The following is a 13090-nucleotide window of genomic DNA, read 5'->3' as shown; positions in this document are numbered from 1 at the left end:
GTCACCTGTTGGCTTCCTGTGAAGCTTCCCGCATCGCCGTCAAGACCGAGCGCACAGTCCTGGAGATGCTCTCAACTATCTTCTCGAGCTCGTCGTCGCCGCCCTCGTAGTTACCGATGAGAGCGCTGGTGCGACCCGCGGATGTGGAGAGCGCGAAGACTGCATCAGCGAAGAGCTGGCCCTTGTCTTCGACAACAGCGTGCGCTTCATCCAGGTTGCGGTTCGCCCGCAGCATCGCCAAGGCTGTCCGGTTCGGCAGCACCTGCATGAGGCGCTTGAGGTCCGGGTTCTGGCTCCGGATGACCGGCTTGAGGTCCTCGCCACCGTAGAGGAAGCCCATGAGCAGCGTGAGGTTCTCCCGGTGCTTGGCGTCAACGGGGTTCTTCCCGAACAACTCCGCATCGTCCGGGAGCCCGAGGAAGTCCCTGTAGTCGGGACGGGAGAGCGCGGTGTACAGGTGACTGAAGGCAAAACGCCCAGGAATGGCCTCGCGGTCGAAGCCGAGAGCCTCTGCCTGGCGCAGCACGGTGTAGCCGTTGATGAGGCGCGCGACGGTACGGTGCGTATCGCCAAGCCGCCGCGCCACGTGGCGGACGTCCGCCTTCTCCTCCTCGAGCCACATGGCCGCATACCGGGCCTTGGCATACGAGTCCCACTTGAACGGCCCGTTGATGTGCTTGAAGCCGATGAAGTCTCTGGCTTCAGCTCGTGTGTTCACGACCCAGGTGCTGACCGTCTCCGGCTGGGCGTTCTCATGAAGCGGCGTCGGGACGGAGATGCCGAGCGCTTCAGCTCGCTCCGGGTCCCCGATGAGCCGCAGGGCAGCGAGCCGCCGGTTGCCTTCGATGACTTCGTTGGTTTCGCGCAGGACGATGAGCGGCTCAACGTCGACCCAGCCGGACAGCGCGATGGACTGGACGAGCTCCTCCAGGGAGCCGACGTCCACGAGGAACTCGAGGGCTTCTTCCTCGCTGGCGAACTGCTTGTCGGGCATGCGAGGGTTCTTGAGGTCGAGCTTGAGCGACGAGACGAGAAGCTCGTCCTTCGCGAAATTCGGCATCGCAGATCCCCATCCGGCCAGTGTGGGCGGTCGCAAGGACCCTACCGCTCCCTCCGTGCGGTAGCCGGTCAGCCGCTCTACTCGCGATCGCGATGGTTAGAAGGCGCACCTGTACGCGACGCGCCGGTAGGTAGTCGCCGTCGGTGGCACTCAGGTTGCCACGACCGCGCTCATCCAGGACGTGCACGCAGCGAACTTTGGCGTCTACGGCGCGGCGCAAGGTGCACGCCGTACTGCACCGCCAGGGACACCGGGTCGCGCGGTGCACGGTCAAACGACTGATGCGCGTCGCCGGGTTGCGAGGCGTCTCCCGGGCGAAGGGGCAACACACCACGATCCCGGGCGCGGGCCCGAATACCCGCCCGGACCTCGTCCGGCGAAACTTCACTGCCAGTGAACCGAACGGGTTGTGGGTCTGCGACATCACCTAGCTGCCGCACGTTCTCCGGCTGGGCGTATGCCGGGTTCGTCATCGACGTCTACTCCCGCCGCATGGTCGGCTGGCAGCTGGCGAAGTCGCTGCGCACCGACCTCGCTCTGGACGTCCTGAGATGGGCATCTGGCCCGCACCCGCGACGGCGCCGATCTAACCGGCGCACCACAGCGACAAGGGCGTGCAGTACCTCCTTCGCGGTGGTCCTTCTCATCGCGGCAACCACCTGCGTCATGGTCCTGCGGGCGCTCGGACGGGCCCGCTCCAGGACCACCAGCCCGGATACCACCTCCCCCACGATGACCTTCCGCGGGCCTGTCGGCATCTCCCTCGCAGTGCTCGCCGGAATCGGCGCCCTTGGAGCCCTGGCCTTCGCTGCCGAGAACGCCCAGCAGAGCTGGAGCGCGGTCTACCTCGAGGACGAGCTCGCCGCCTCCGCCAGTCTCAGCGCACTCGGTCCCGCCGTCTTCGCCGGCGTCGTCGCCGTCACCCGCTTCGCCGTCAGTCGCATCGACCCCTGTCACGCCCGCACCCACGTACTGGCCGGCGCTGCGACGGCCACCCTCGGCGCCGGTCTACTGTTCCTGACCCCGAACCTGCCCACCGCCCTCGCAGCGCTCGCCCTCGCCGCCGCCGGCACCGCCGTGCTCCTCCCGACCCTCCTCCGCGTCGTCTCCCGCGCCGTCTCCGAAGCGCGCCGCGCCCGGGCCACCTCCACCATCACCGTCATCGCCTACACCGGATTCCTCGCCGGCCCTGCCTACGTCGGACCAACCGCGGACGCCTTCGGTCTCCGCGGTGCCATGCTCGCTGTCGCCGCGCTCACCGCGGTCATGGCCGCTCTCACGCCCCTCGTGCTCCGCGCGGGAAGCCAACGCCGTCGCACTGTCGGCGCCACCGACGTAGGAGTCAGCGCCCCAGCACCAGACGGCGTCGTGTCCCCCGGCACTCAGACGGGCTCGGTGGACCCGCCCGGAAACCATCGTCACTGAACGCGAGCCGGTGCGTGACTCCCGCCAATCTCAGTCAGCGGTGGGTTCAGTCGGCTCCTGACAGCTGCAGATTCTCCGAACCAGCCCGACGGCGCACGGCGGTGGCGTCGATGAGGTTGCCTGGGTTCCAGCCGGCACCGGCGAGGACTCCCCACGGCCGCACCCACGGCCGATCCACCACGTCGGCGACGACACATGTCACGTTGTCGCTGCTCCCACGCTCGAGGGCCAGGGCCACGATGTCGTCGGCCGCTCGCCGCTCCGACGACAGCGCTCGAGCGAGCTCCACCTCGTCGAGGACGTCGCTGACGCCGTCGCTGCAGACGAGGATGCGATCACCGCTGCGCAGCTCGACGGGGACGACAGCGACCTCCAGCTCCCCCTGCTGACCGATCGACTTGGTGATGAGGTTGCGGTAGGCGAAGGCGGCCGCGTCGGCCGGCTGGACCTCGCCGGTGTCGAGCAGGTCCTGGAGGAAGCTGTCGTCCCGGGTCAGCTGGGTCAATCGACCCCGGGCGTAACGGTAGGCACGTGAATCGCCGACGTGCGCGATCGTGACGCTCCGACCGTCGGTCAGCACGGCGGTCGCCGTCGTCGCCATTCCCCACCGCTCAGCGCACGCTTGAGCCTCGTCGAGGATCTGCCGATGCGCGAACCGGAAGGTCTGCAGCAGCAGCTCATCAGGCGCCCAACCCGGAGTCGCCAGCAGGGCGGCGGCGCTCACGACATAGGTGACGCTCGCAGATGCCACCTCGCCCGCTGCAGCGCCTCCCACCCCGTCAGCGACCATGAGCAAGGTCGAACCCGCGAAGGCCGAGTCCTCGTTGTTCGACCGCACTGCGCCGACATCCGAGCGCACCTCGGACTGGAACTGAAGCACCGATGTCCTCCATCCCGCGCTGTGACGTCTCGCCGTCGATGCCCCGGAGGGTAACGCCGCCCAACGGCGGGGCGGAAGGTCATCGCACCGCCGAGGACTCCGTCGGACGCCGGGTGCATCCGCTGCCGGATGCTCGCGTACAGCGACCTCAGAGCGACACCATGTGTTCGCAGTCGAGCGACAACAGGGCACCAGGGGGGCGATGACCGAGGATTCTTCAAGCGGTGAGGTCGTCATCCGGTTGTTCGCCGGCTGGGCAGAGTCGGAGCTGTGGCACGACGGGCCGATCCCCTACGAGGCAGCGCGCCTGGACGCCTCCCTGGTCACTCGGCTGCAGGAGTGGGCGAACGAGCACTACCGCGCCTACGCCGAGCAGGGCGACAGCCCGACCGGCACCCGCGACCGACTGGCTCACCACGGTGTGGCACTGGCCCAAGAGGTGGCGCAGCAGCTGGGCGATGGCTTCATCGTGGAGGTCGACGATCCGACCCACCCGGGAAGGCTCCGGCTTCGAGGGGACGGCCGCCCGGCGAGCCCGGAGGCTGCTGCCGCCCTACGGGCTAGAGCGATCAACGCCCGGGCCCGACAAGAGCAGCTGCGGAAGTCGGCGCAGGACAGGACCTACTACTGGACTGCATCCAGTTCGACCGCAGGACCAGCCGGTGCGGATGATGGCGCTGAGGCCCGACCTGAGTAAAGCCCACTTGTCATGAGTGGCAAGCGCGCTTTACGTTGGGCGCATGTCAACGACACTTGTCACCCCTGCCAAGACCTACCACCGCGATCTTGCGCTGGCGATGGCGGCGTACGTCGTCCTGCTGCTGATCGCAGTCCTGGCACTGCCCGCGCTCGAGACGTCACCCTGGCGGTGGCCGTTGATGGTGCTGCCGGTGCTGCCCGGCCTGGGCGCGGCGTGGGCGTTGCTGCGCTTCATCCGCCGCAGCGACGAGCTGCAGAGCCGGATCGTGGTGGAGTCGCTGGCGATCGGCTTCGCCCTCGGTTCGCTGGCCACGCTCGGCTACGGCTTTCTGCAGCTGGCCGGGGCGCCGCCGCTGTCGTGGATCTTCGTGTGGCCGGTCTACGGGCTGTCCTGGGCGGTCGGCTCCCTGATCGCCCGGCTCCGGTACTGAGGCACCGCGGTGGAGAACATCATCCGGGACCTGCGCCTCGACCGCGGGTGGACCCAGGCCGACCTCGCCGCCCAGCTCGAGGTGTCACGCCAGACCGTGAACTCGCTGGAGAACGGGCGCTACGACCCCAGCCTGCCGCTGGCCTTCACCATCTCCCGCGTGCTCGGCCGCCCGATCGAGCACATCTTCACTCCCGCGGACCACCCGTCCGGCGGTCCCGCCGCGGTGTGACCCGCGCACCTCGCGGCCCTGCTGAGCGCTGGCAGGTCGGCGCGACCGAAGAGCGGTCAGGTCAGCGGGTACCGCCCACCCGGAAGTCAGCGCGTCCAGCCGTGCCGTCGCTCGCGAAGAAGGACGCTTCTTCCCGCATCCATCGCTCCCACAGGCCCCGGTGCTCCTGCCCATCCCGCTGGAGGCCACGGCGCAGGCGGTCCGCAGGTGGAGCTTCGACCCACACCCGGCAGGCGAGGCGACTGGAGACCGCGGCGCGGGTGCAGGTCACCCCCTCGACGACGACCACGGGAGCCCACGGCACGGTCCGCCAGGAGCCCAGGGTGTCGCCGGTCCAGTCGGACCAGTCCCGCTGCTGGTAGCGGACGTCCCGACCGTCGAACAGCGGGTCCAGCACCTGCTGCTCGAAGCGTGGCCACCACCCGGCGAGGTCGTTCCAGGAGACGAAGTCGTCGACCGGGATGAGCGGCGCATCGAGCGCCCGGGCGAGGGGGACGGCCAGGGTGCTCTTCCCGGAACCGGATGGGCCGTCGACTCCAACGATGCGAATGCCGTCGAGGTCTGCGGCGAGGGTGGCGTCGGCGATGGCCGCCACGATCGGGTCGGTCGATCCGGGCATGCGAGCAGGCTAGGTCGGAGGGACGATCAGCCGGTCGCGCGTCCTCGGAAACAGGCGACGCGACGCAGCAGCAGGCCGGCGAGGCCGACCGCCAGAGCCACCAGCACCAGCGGCCACGAGACGCCGGCGGTGCTGAGCGCGGCGCCGAACACCTGCAGGCCGGCGGCGACGGCCTCGGCCGGCTGGCCCAGCAGCACCCGTGAGCCGGTCGCGTAGGAGACCGCGGTCAGCCCGGCAGGGACCACCCACAGCAGCGCCAGGTCGACCAGCCAGGCGACCACCCGGCCGACCGAGGACAGGCCGCACCAGGCCAGCACCAGCCCGACCAGCACCGCGGGCACCCAGCGGGCCCCGCCCAGCAACGTGGTCTGCCAGTCCGACGCGATGCTGCCGAACGGCACCACCAGGGCGTTCAGCCAGATGCCGGCGGCCAGCGCCCCGAACGCCCCGCCGACCGCAGCCCCGGCCGGAGGCGCCACCGCGAGCAGGACCAGCACGACCAGCCCGAGCACGACGGCGACGGCCGTCACCGCGAGCAGGGCGGTGAGGTAGAGGTCGGCCCGCGGGTCGTCGGCCAGACCGTCCGCCACCACCTGCGCGGTCTGTGCCGTGGCGAGGACGGCCGCGCCGAACCAGCCGGACCCGGCGTGCAGTGCCACCCGGGCCCGTTCCCCGCGGACCCGGGCGAGGAGACCGACCACCGCCGCCCCGGTGACGACAAGGCCGAGGACGAGCGTCAGAGCGTACTGGCTGAAGGGGAGCAGGACGCGCGGCATCTGCTCGGGCAGCACCTCCACCGCCCACAGGTTCTGCAGCGGGAGCCGGAGCCCGGTGACCAGCCAGGGCAGCAGCCCCAGGCCGAACCCGGCCACCCCGGCCAGGACGTGCAGGACGGCGACGAGGGGCCCGCGCCGGGGCGCCGGCTGCCCGCGGTCGGATCGGGTGGCGTCCTCGCCGGGGATCGTGCGGCTCACGCGGGCGACCCTACGGCCAGCGCCGGGCGTGGTGCGGGCTCAGCGCTCGAGCGGGTGCGCGTCCAGGTGCTCGAGCAGCAGGCCCGCCAGCTCGTCGGGCCGTTCCTCCGGCACCCAGTGCGAGACGCCGGGCAGCACCACGAACCGGTAGGGGCCGTCGACGAACGCCGCGGTGCCCTCCGCGGCGCGCCGGCCCAGGGCGGTGTCCCGGTCGCTCCACACGTAGAGGGTGGGGACGCCGATCCTGCCGGTGCTCAGCCGCCCGGGCAGCCGGAGGGCGCGGTACCAGTTGACGGCGCCGGTGGCCGTGGCCGGGTCGGTGAGCAGCCGCACCGCCGGCTCCGGGTCCGGCATGCCGGTGCGGGCGAGCATCCGCCGGACCACCTCGCCGCCGCGGGCCCCGAACACCCGCTCGGCCAGCCCGGGCACCTGGAAGGCCAGCGCGTACCAGGAGCGCAGCGCCTGGGTGCCCAGGAAGGCGCGGGACATCGCCGTCGGGTGCGGCACCGAGACGGCGCACAGGGTCGCCACCCGGTCGGGGTGGCGGTGGGCCAGCGTCCAGCCGACCGCGGCGCCCCAGTCGTGACCCACCAGGTGGAAGCGCCGGGCCCCGGCGGCGTCGGCCAGGGCCAGCACGTCGGCCACCAGCCGGGCCAGGTCGTAGCGGGCGACCTCGGCCGGCCGGGCGCCGGGTGAGTACCCCCGCTGGTCCGGTGCGAGCACCCGGTAGCCGGCGGCCACCAGGTTCGGGACGACGCCCGCCCAGCTCGCCGAGGTCTGGGGGAAGCCGTGCAGGGCGATCACGACCGGGCCGTCCAGCGGGCCCTCGTCGCGGACGTCGAAGGTGAGGCCGTCGGCGGTGAAGCGGGTCAGTCGTCCGGGCACCGTGCTAGCGTCGCAGACCTCCGACCGCCGCCGAGGAGCGCCCATGACCCTCCCGCTGATGATCCGCACCGCACTCGCCGCCCTCGCGCTGGCGCTGCTCACCGTGCTGAGCACCTGCGGCGGCGAGGCTCCCGTGGTGCCGCAGACCGAGCAGCAGGAGGACGGCGGCAGCGACGACGGCGGCGACGACGACGGTCAGGACGACGGCGGCGACGACGAGGCTGGTGACGAGGCCGGCCAGGACGACAACGCCGAGGACGACGCCGACGACCAGGGCGACGACTGACCCCGACCGCGAGCCGGTCCGGGCATGACGTCCGTCCCGGCGCGGGGATGAGCGACGCACCGTTCCCGGTGAGCTGAAGCCCTGCCGGCGGCGCCGTCGCGGGCAGAGGCTGGAGCCATGTCCGAGACGCTGCCTCCCTCCTCCCGTCCGCTGCGTGACGTCGGCACGGTCCCCCAGCCGGCGCCCGCTCCCGCCACCCCGTCGGCGCTGCCGACCGGCCCCACCCCGTACCACCACTTCCTGCGCACCCCCCGCAGCCGTTGGTGGCGCGCCGCGCTCTCCATCGTCCTGCTGGTGGTCGCCTACCTGGTGATCAACGTCGCGCTCGGCATGGCGCTGCTGCTCGTCTCGGTGCTGACCGGCCTCGACCTCATGCCCATGGACGGGTCGACGATGACCATGACGCCCGCGCTGTTCCTGGTCAACAACATCTCCCTGGCGCTGCTGATCCCGGTCTCGCTCGGTCTGCAGCGCCTGCTGCACGGCCAGTCCGGACGCTGGCTGCACTCGGTGCACGGTCGCTTCCGCTGGAACCTGGCGCTGCGGCTCGCGGCGGTGCTGCTGCCGCTGTGGGCGGTGTACGCGATCGGGTTCACCCTCTTCGCCCCGGAGATGGCCGGGGCAGGCGGGGCGCCGGCGACCCTGGTCAGCACCACCGTGATGCTGCTGATCACGCTGCTCACCACGCCGCTGCAGGCCGCCGGTGAGGAGTACGCCGCCCGCGGCATCCTGGCCCGCAGCTTCGCCTCCTTCACCAGCCACCCGACCGCGGCGCTCGTGCTCGCCCTGGTGCCGGCCAACCTGCTGTTCATGGTCGCCCACGGCGCCGGCGACTGGACGCTGGCCGTCTACTACTTCGGCTTCGGGCTGGCCTGCTCGTTGGTCACCTGGCGCACCGGCGGCGTCGAGGCGGCCGTGGTGCTGCACGCGGTCAACAACACCACCCTGTTCGCGGTCGCCGCCTTCCTCACCAGCGAGATCGTCATCGACCGCAGCGCCGGCACCGGCGGGCCGATCATGCTGGTCCCGCTCGTGGTCATGGCGCTGGCCACCGCCGGCATCTGGCTGTGGTCGCGCCGTCGCGGTCTGGCCACGTCCGCCGACCCGACCGCTTGACCACCACGCATCGCCCCGGCCCCCGGACGGGTCAGCGCAGGTCGGCGACCAGCCCGGCCCGGTGCAAGCAGTCCGCACCGGGTCCGGGCTCGTCACGGCTGGCGTACCAGAGCGCGGCCTCGACCTCACGGGCCACCACCCACGCCCGCAGCCGCTCGACCGGCTCGCCGGTGAGCCCCGCCAGCAGCTCCAGCCGGGGTACGAGCACGGCCGCCGGGTCGGGGTGCTCGAACGGGTCGTCGACCTGCATCAGCAGCGGCGAGAGGTCGTAGCCGGGGTCGCCGACCATCGGCTTGGCGTCGATCACCAGCCACGGCTCGCGGGTCGACTGCAGCACGTTGCCGGGGTTGAAGTCACCGTGCACGACCACCTCGCAGCCGGCGGTGCCCGGCAGCTCGCGCAGCAGCCGGGCACCGGAGGCGACCAGCCCGGGGTCGTAGGACGGCCGCAGCGTGCGCATCCGCTCCTCCAGCAGGTCGGCCCACTCGGCGGCGACGTCCTCGACCCGCTCGAAGGGGTGGTCCGGCGGCACGCCGTGGCCCCACAGCCGGGACAGCAACCCGGCGGCGATCTCCAGCCGCTGCTCGGCCGGCAGGTCGTGCCGGTCGCTGAGCCGCGTGCCGGGCACGCACGGCTCGAGCAGCAGCGCGTACGGGTCGTCGGGGTCCTCGGCGAGCAGCCGGACCGCGCCGTCGCCGTCCCACCACCGGAGGGCCGCCGCCTCACCGCGCGCCTCGCGGTGCGGCAGCGACACCTTGAGCACGACGTCGACGCCGTCGGCGGTCCGGGCCCGCACCACCCGCGAGGCGGTGCCACCGACGTGGTCCTCCCCGAGCGTCAGCCCCCACCGCTCCACGTACCGGGCGACCAGCCCGGGCACGGTCGCGCGCCAGCTCTCCTCCGTCGGCCACACCGTCGGCAGCGTAGCGACGGGACGGCCGACGGCGTCCGCGGCCCGTTCGGAGGGCGGGGCTAGATTTCCAGACGTCCGTTCCTGCGAGGAGGTCAGAGATGAAGCCCGCACCCACCACCCTCGGCGCGCTCCGGGCGTCCGGGCACACCTTCCGCACCGTCAAGGCCGAGATCGCCGGCAACCTGCTGCGCCGGCTGCGGGCCGGCGACCGGTCGCTGGCCGGGCTGGTCGGTCTCGACGACACGGTGCTGCCCGAGGTCGAGCGGGCGCTGCTCGCCAGCCACGACGTCGTCCTGCTCGGTGAGCGCGGCCAGGGCAAGACCCGGCTGATGCGCACCCTGGCCTCCCTGCTGGACGAGTGGACGCCGGTGATCGCCGGCTCGGAGCTGCACGAGCACCCCTTCGACCCGGTCACCCTCGGCAGCCGCCGGCTGGTCGAGGAGCTCGGTGACGACCTGCCGGTGGACTGGCTGCACCGCGACCAGCGCTACACCGAGAAGCTGGCCACCCCCGACACCAGCATCGGCGACCTCATCGGCGACATCGACCCCACCCGGCTGGCCGAGGGCCGCTCGCTCGGCGACCCCGAGACCGTGCACTACGGGCTGCTGCCCCGGGCCCACCGCGGCATCTTCGGGCTGAACGAGCTGCCCGACCTGGCCGAGCGGATCCAGGTGGGGCTGTTCAACGTGCTGGAGGAGCGCGACATCCAGATCCGCGGGTACGCGCTGCGGCTGCCGCTCGACCTGCTGGTGGTCGCCTCGGCCAACCCCGAGGACTACACCAACCGCGGCCGGATCATCACCCCGCTCAAGGACCGCTTCGGTGCTGAGATCCGCACCCACTACCCGCTCGAGGTCGCCGACGAGGTGGCGCTGATCCGGCAGGAGGCCGAGCTCGCCCGGGCCGTCGACGAGGACGGCACCGAGGTGGTCGGCCAGGTGCCCGAGCACCTGCTCGAGGTCGTCGCCCGGCTGGTGGAGGAGCTGCGCGGCTCGACCGCCATCGACCAGGCCTCCGGCGTCTCCGCCCGCTACGGGGTGGCTGCTGCGGAGGCGCTGTCCGGTGCGGCGCTGCGGCGGGCGGCGATCACCGGCGACCCGCACCCGGTGGCGCGGATCGGCGACCTCTCCGGCGTCCTGCCGGCGCTGCGCGGCAAGCTCGAGTTCGAGATGGGCGAGGAGGGCCACGAGGACGAGGTGGTGGAGCACCTGCTGCGGATGGCCACCGTCACCGTCTACCGCGACCGGCTGGCCGGGCTCGACCTGTCCGGATTCACCGACCGGTTCGCCAACGCCGAGGAGGACGCCGACGTCAGCATCGAGACCGGCGCCCTCGTCACCTCCGGCCAGCTGCTCGACCAGTTCGACCAGGTGCCCGGGCTGGCCCAGGTGCTAACCGCGCTCGGGGTGTCGGAGGACACCGTCTCCCCCGGGCAGGCGGCGGCTGCGGTCGAGCTGGTCTGCGAGGGCCTCTACCTCACCCGCCGGCTCTCCAAGGCCGTTCTCGACAGCGGACCGCGCGCCCGCACCGTCTACGGGGGCTGACGTGGCCCGGCGCGACCGCTGGTCCTACTCGGCCTGGCACGACGGGCCCGACCCGCTCGCGCCGCCCTTCGACCTGCGTCGGGTGGTGGACGAGCTGGGCCAGCGGGTGCTCGGCGGGGAGAGCCTGCGCGACACCCTCGACGACCTCCTGCGGCGCGGGCTGGACCGCACGCCGGGCCTGGACGACCTGCGCCGCCGGATCGCCGAGCGCCGTCGGGAGCTGCGTCGCCGCGGCAACCTCGGCGGCGTCCTCGACCAGGTGCGGGCCGCGCTGGACCAGGCGCTGGCCGCCGAGCGGGACGCGCTGGCCGAGGAGCCCGGGGACGACGCCCGGCTGGCCGAGCTCGACCTGGCCACCCTGCCCGACAGCCCCGCGGCGGCCGTCCAGCAGCTCAAGGACTACCAGTGGCGCTCGCCCAAGGCCCGCGAGACCTACGAGCAGATCACCCGGATGCTGCGCGAGCAGGTGCTGGACCGGCAGTTCGCCGGGCTGAAGCAGGCCCTGCAGGGTCAGGACCCGGCCGCCTCGCAGGCGCTGCGCGACATGCTCACCGACCTCAACGACCTGCTCACCGCCCACGCCCGCGGCGAGGACACCGAGCAGCAGTTCGCCGAGTTCATGGCCGAGCACGGCGACTTCTTCCCCGACGACCCCGCCGACGTGGACGAGCTGATCGAGTCGCTGGCCCGTCAGCAGGCGGCCGCCGAGCGGATGATGCGCTCGCTCACCCCCGAGCAGCGGGCCGAGCTGGGCGAGCTGGTGCAGCAGGCGATGGGCGACAGCGGGCTGGCCGAACAGCTCGAGCAGCTCCGCGACACCCTGCAGAGCCTGCGGCCGGGGATGTTCGGTGGTCGCGGGTTCGACGTGGACGGCGAGGAGGGGCTGGGCTACGGCGAGGCGGTCGGGGTGGTCTCCGACCTCGCCGACCTGGAGTCGCTGCAGGCCCAGCTCGGCCAGGACTACGCCGGCGCCGGCCTGGACGACGTCGACGTGGACGCTGTGGAGCGCCAGCTCGGCGCCGGGGCCGCCCGCGACCTCCAACAGCTGCGCCGGCTGGAGCAGGAGCTGGAGCGGCAGGGCTGGCTGCACCGCGGCGAGGACGGGCTGCAGCTCAGCCCCAAGGCACTGCGCCGGATAGGCCAGACCGCGCTCAAGCAGATCTTCTCCTCCCTCGAGGCGCAGCGCACCGGCGCCCACGAGGACCGCCGCACCGGCGCCGCCGACGAGCGCACCGGCGCCTTCCTGCCCTGGGAGCTGGGTGGCGAGCAGCCGGTCGACGCCGTCCGCACCGTCATCAACGCCGTCGCCCGACGCGCCGGCGAAGACGCCTCCCGCCCCCTACGCCCTGAGCCCGTCGAAGGGCGATCACCCACCGCCGCCCTCACCCTCGCCCCCGAGGACTTCGTCGTCGCCGAGACCGAGCGGCGCACCACCGCCGCGGTGGCGCTGTGCGTGGACCTGTCGTTCTCGATGATCCAGGCCGACCGGTGGGGCCCGATGAAGCAGACCTCGCTGGCGCTCTCGCACCTCATCTCCACCCGCTTCCGCACCGACGCGCTGGAGATCATCGGCTTCAACCTGATGGCCCGCCGGCTCACCCCGCTGCAGCTGGCCCAGGCCGAGCCGGAGTGGGTGCAGGGCACCAACCTCGCCCACGCGCTGATGCTGGCCGGGCGGCACGTCCGTCGCCACCCCGAGGCCGAACCGGTGGTGCTGGTGGTCACCGACGGCGAGCCGACCGCGCACCTGGAGCCCGACGGCACCCCGGTCTTCGACTGGCCCACCAGCCGGGAGACCCTGCGGGCGACGCTGGAGCAGGTCGACCTGCTCACCCGCACCGGGGCAAGCCTCAACTTCTTCCGGCTCGGCGACGACCCCAGCCTCGAGCGCTTCCTGGACGCCGTCGCCCGCCGCTGCGGTGGACGGGTGCTGGCCCCCTCACTGGGCCGGCTCGGTGAGTACGTGGTCAGCGACTACCTGCGCGCCCGTCGCGGCCGGCGCGCTCGCTGAGCCCGTCCCGCGG

Annotated in this window: 15 protein-coding genes; 9 read left to right on the top strand and 6 right to left on the bottom strand. The window is 72.5% G+C overall.

Annotation, left to right across the window (positions count from 1 at the left end):
• Position 1: 1 nt before the first annotated feature.
• Entirely contained in the window at positions 2-1060 is a 1059-nt protein-coding gene (locus DT076_RS07100) for a ParB N-terminal domain-containing protein (protein ID WP_114125950.1), read from the bottom strand.
• A 143-nt stretch (positions 1061-1203) separates the two neighbouring features.
• Between DT076_RS07100 and DT076_RS20435 the strand changes: the two genes are divergently transcribed.
• Complete coding sequence (locus DT076_RS20435) at positions 1204-1491, top strand: IS3 family transposase (RefSeq protein ID WP_114125949.1); 288 nt, start codon at positions 1204-1206, stop codon at positions 1489-1491.
• A 202-nt stretch (positions 1492-1693) separates the two neighbouring features.
• Positions 1694-2485: an MFS transporter gene (locus DT076_RS07090; protein ID WP_158548071.1), complete on the top strand. Its 792-nt coding sequence runs from the start codon at positions 1694-1696 to the stop codon at positions 2483-2485.
• A 46-nt stretch (positions 2486-2531) separates the two neighbouring features.
• On the opposite strand, the gene DT076_RS07085 is transcribed toward DT076_RS07090, so the two are convergent.
• Positions 2532-3365 (bottom strand): PP2C family protein-serine/threonine phosphatase, encoded by an 834-nt coding sequence (locus DT076_RS07085; protein WP_158548070.1) that lies wholly within the window; start codon positions 3363-3365, stop codon positions 2532-2534.
• Between the two features lie 202 nt (positions 3366-3567).
• Here DT076_RS07085 and DT076_RS19335 point away from each other — a divergent pair, with 202 nt between their 5' ends.
• The 3 genes from DT076_RS19335 to DT076_RS07070 are packed head-to-tail and all read left to right on the top strand — an operon-like array spanning position 3568 to position 4726.
• Positions 3568-4062 (top strand): hypothetical protein, encoded by a 495-nt coding sequence (locus DT076_RS19335; RefSeq protein ID WP_158548069.1) that lies wholly within the window; start codon positions 3568-3570, stop codon positions 4060-4062.
• 43 nt (positions 4063-4105) lie between these two features.
• Positions 4106-4495, top strand: a complete 390-nt coding sequence (locus DT076_RS07075) for a hypothetical protein (RefSeq protein ID WP_147264090.1) — start codon at positions 4106-4108, stop codon at positions 4493-4495.
• A gap of 9 nt (positions 4496-4504) precedes the next feature.
• Positions 4505-4726 (top strand): helix-turn-helix transcriptional regulator, encoded by a 222-nt coding sequence (locus DT076_RS07070; protein ID WP_114125944.1) that lies wholly within the window; start codon positions 4505-4507, stop codon positions 4724-4726.
• Positions 4727-4787: 61 nt separating this feature from the next.
• Here the strand turns inward: DT076_RS07070 and DT076_RS07065 are convergent, their stop codons facing one another.
• The 3 genes from DT076_RS07065 to DT076_RS07055 are packed head-to-tail and all read right to left on the bottom strand — an operon-like array spanning position 4788 to position 7204.
• Positions 4788-5345, bottom strand: a complete 558-nt coding sequence (locus DT076_RS07065; RefSeq protein ID WP_114125943.1) for a uridine kinase family protein — start codon at positions 5343-5345, stop codon at positions 4788-4790.
• Positions 5346-5371: 26 nt separating this feature from the next.
• Complete coding sequence (locus DT076_RS07060; protein ID WP_114125942.1) at positions 5372-6319, bottom strand: hypothetical protein; 948 nt, start codon at positions 6317-6319, stop codon at positions 5372-5374.
• 39 nt (positions 6320-6358) lie between these two features.
• The gene (locus tag DT076_RS07055) at positions 6359-7204 is read right to left on the bottom strand and encodes an alpha/beta fold hydrolase (RefSeq protein ID WP_233493727.1); all 846 of its coding nucleotides are present in this window, start codon (positions 7202-7204) and stop codon (positions 6359-6361) included.
• A gap of 43 nt (positions 7205-7247) precedes the next feature.
• On the opposite strand from DT076_RS07055, the gene DT076_RS07050 reads away from it, so the two are divergent.
• Together DT076_RS07050 and DT076_RS07045 are read left to right on the top strand one after the other, a co-directional pair.
• The gene (locus tag DT076_RS07050; RefSeq protein WP_114125940.1) at positions 7248-7490 is read left to right on the top strand and encodes a DNA primase; all 243 of its coding nucleotides are present in this window, start codon (positions 7248-7250) and stop codon (positions 7488-7490) included.
• Between the two features lie 117 nt (positions 7491-7607).
• A complete protein-coding gene (locus tag DT076_RS07045) occupies positions 7608-8606 on the top strand; it encodes a CPBP family intramembrane glutamic endopeptidase (RefSeq protein WP_114125939.1) in 999 nt (332 codons plus the stop codon).
• Between the two features lie 31 nt (positions 8607-8637).
• Here DT076_RS07045 and DT076_RS07040 read toward each other — a convergent pair whose 3' ends face one another.
• Positions 8638-9519: an aminoglycoside phosphotransferase family protein gene (locus tag DT076_RS07040; RefSeq protein WP_199539013.1), complete on the bottom strand. Its 882-nt coding sequence runs from the start codon at positions 9517-9519 to the stop codon at positions 8638-8640.
• 98 nt (positions 9520-9617) lie between these two features.
• On the opposite strand from DT076_RS07040, the gene DT076_RS07035 reads away from it, so the two are divergent.
• A complete protein-coding gene (locus DT076_RS07035; RefSeq protein WP_114125938.1) occupies positions 9618-11066 on the top strand; it encodes a sigma 54-interacting transcriptional regulator in 1449 nt (482 codons plus the stop codon).
• 1 nt (position 11067) lies between these two features.
• Positions 11068-13077 (top strand): vWA domain-containing protein, encoded by a 2010-nt coding sequence (locus DT076_RS07030; protein WP_114125937.1) that lies wholly within the window; start codon positions 11068-11070, stop codon positions 13075-13077.
• The last annotated feature ends 13 nt before the right edge of the window (positions 13078-13090 follow it).

The sequence above is a fragment of the Desertihabitans brevis genome, from assembly GCF_003327535.1.
GTDB lineage: Bacteria > Actinomycetota > Actinomycetes > Propionibacteriales > Propionibacteriaceae > Desertihabitans > Desertihabitans brevis.
This window is presented reverse-complemented; position numbering and strand designations above follow the sequence as displayed.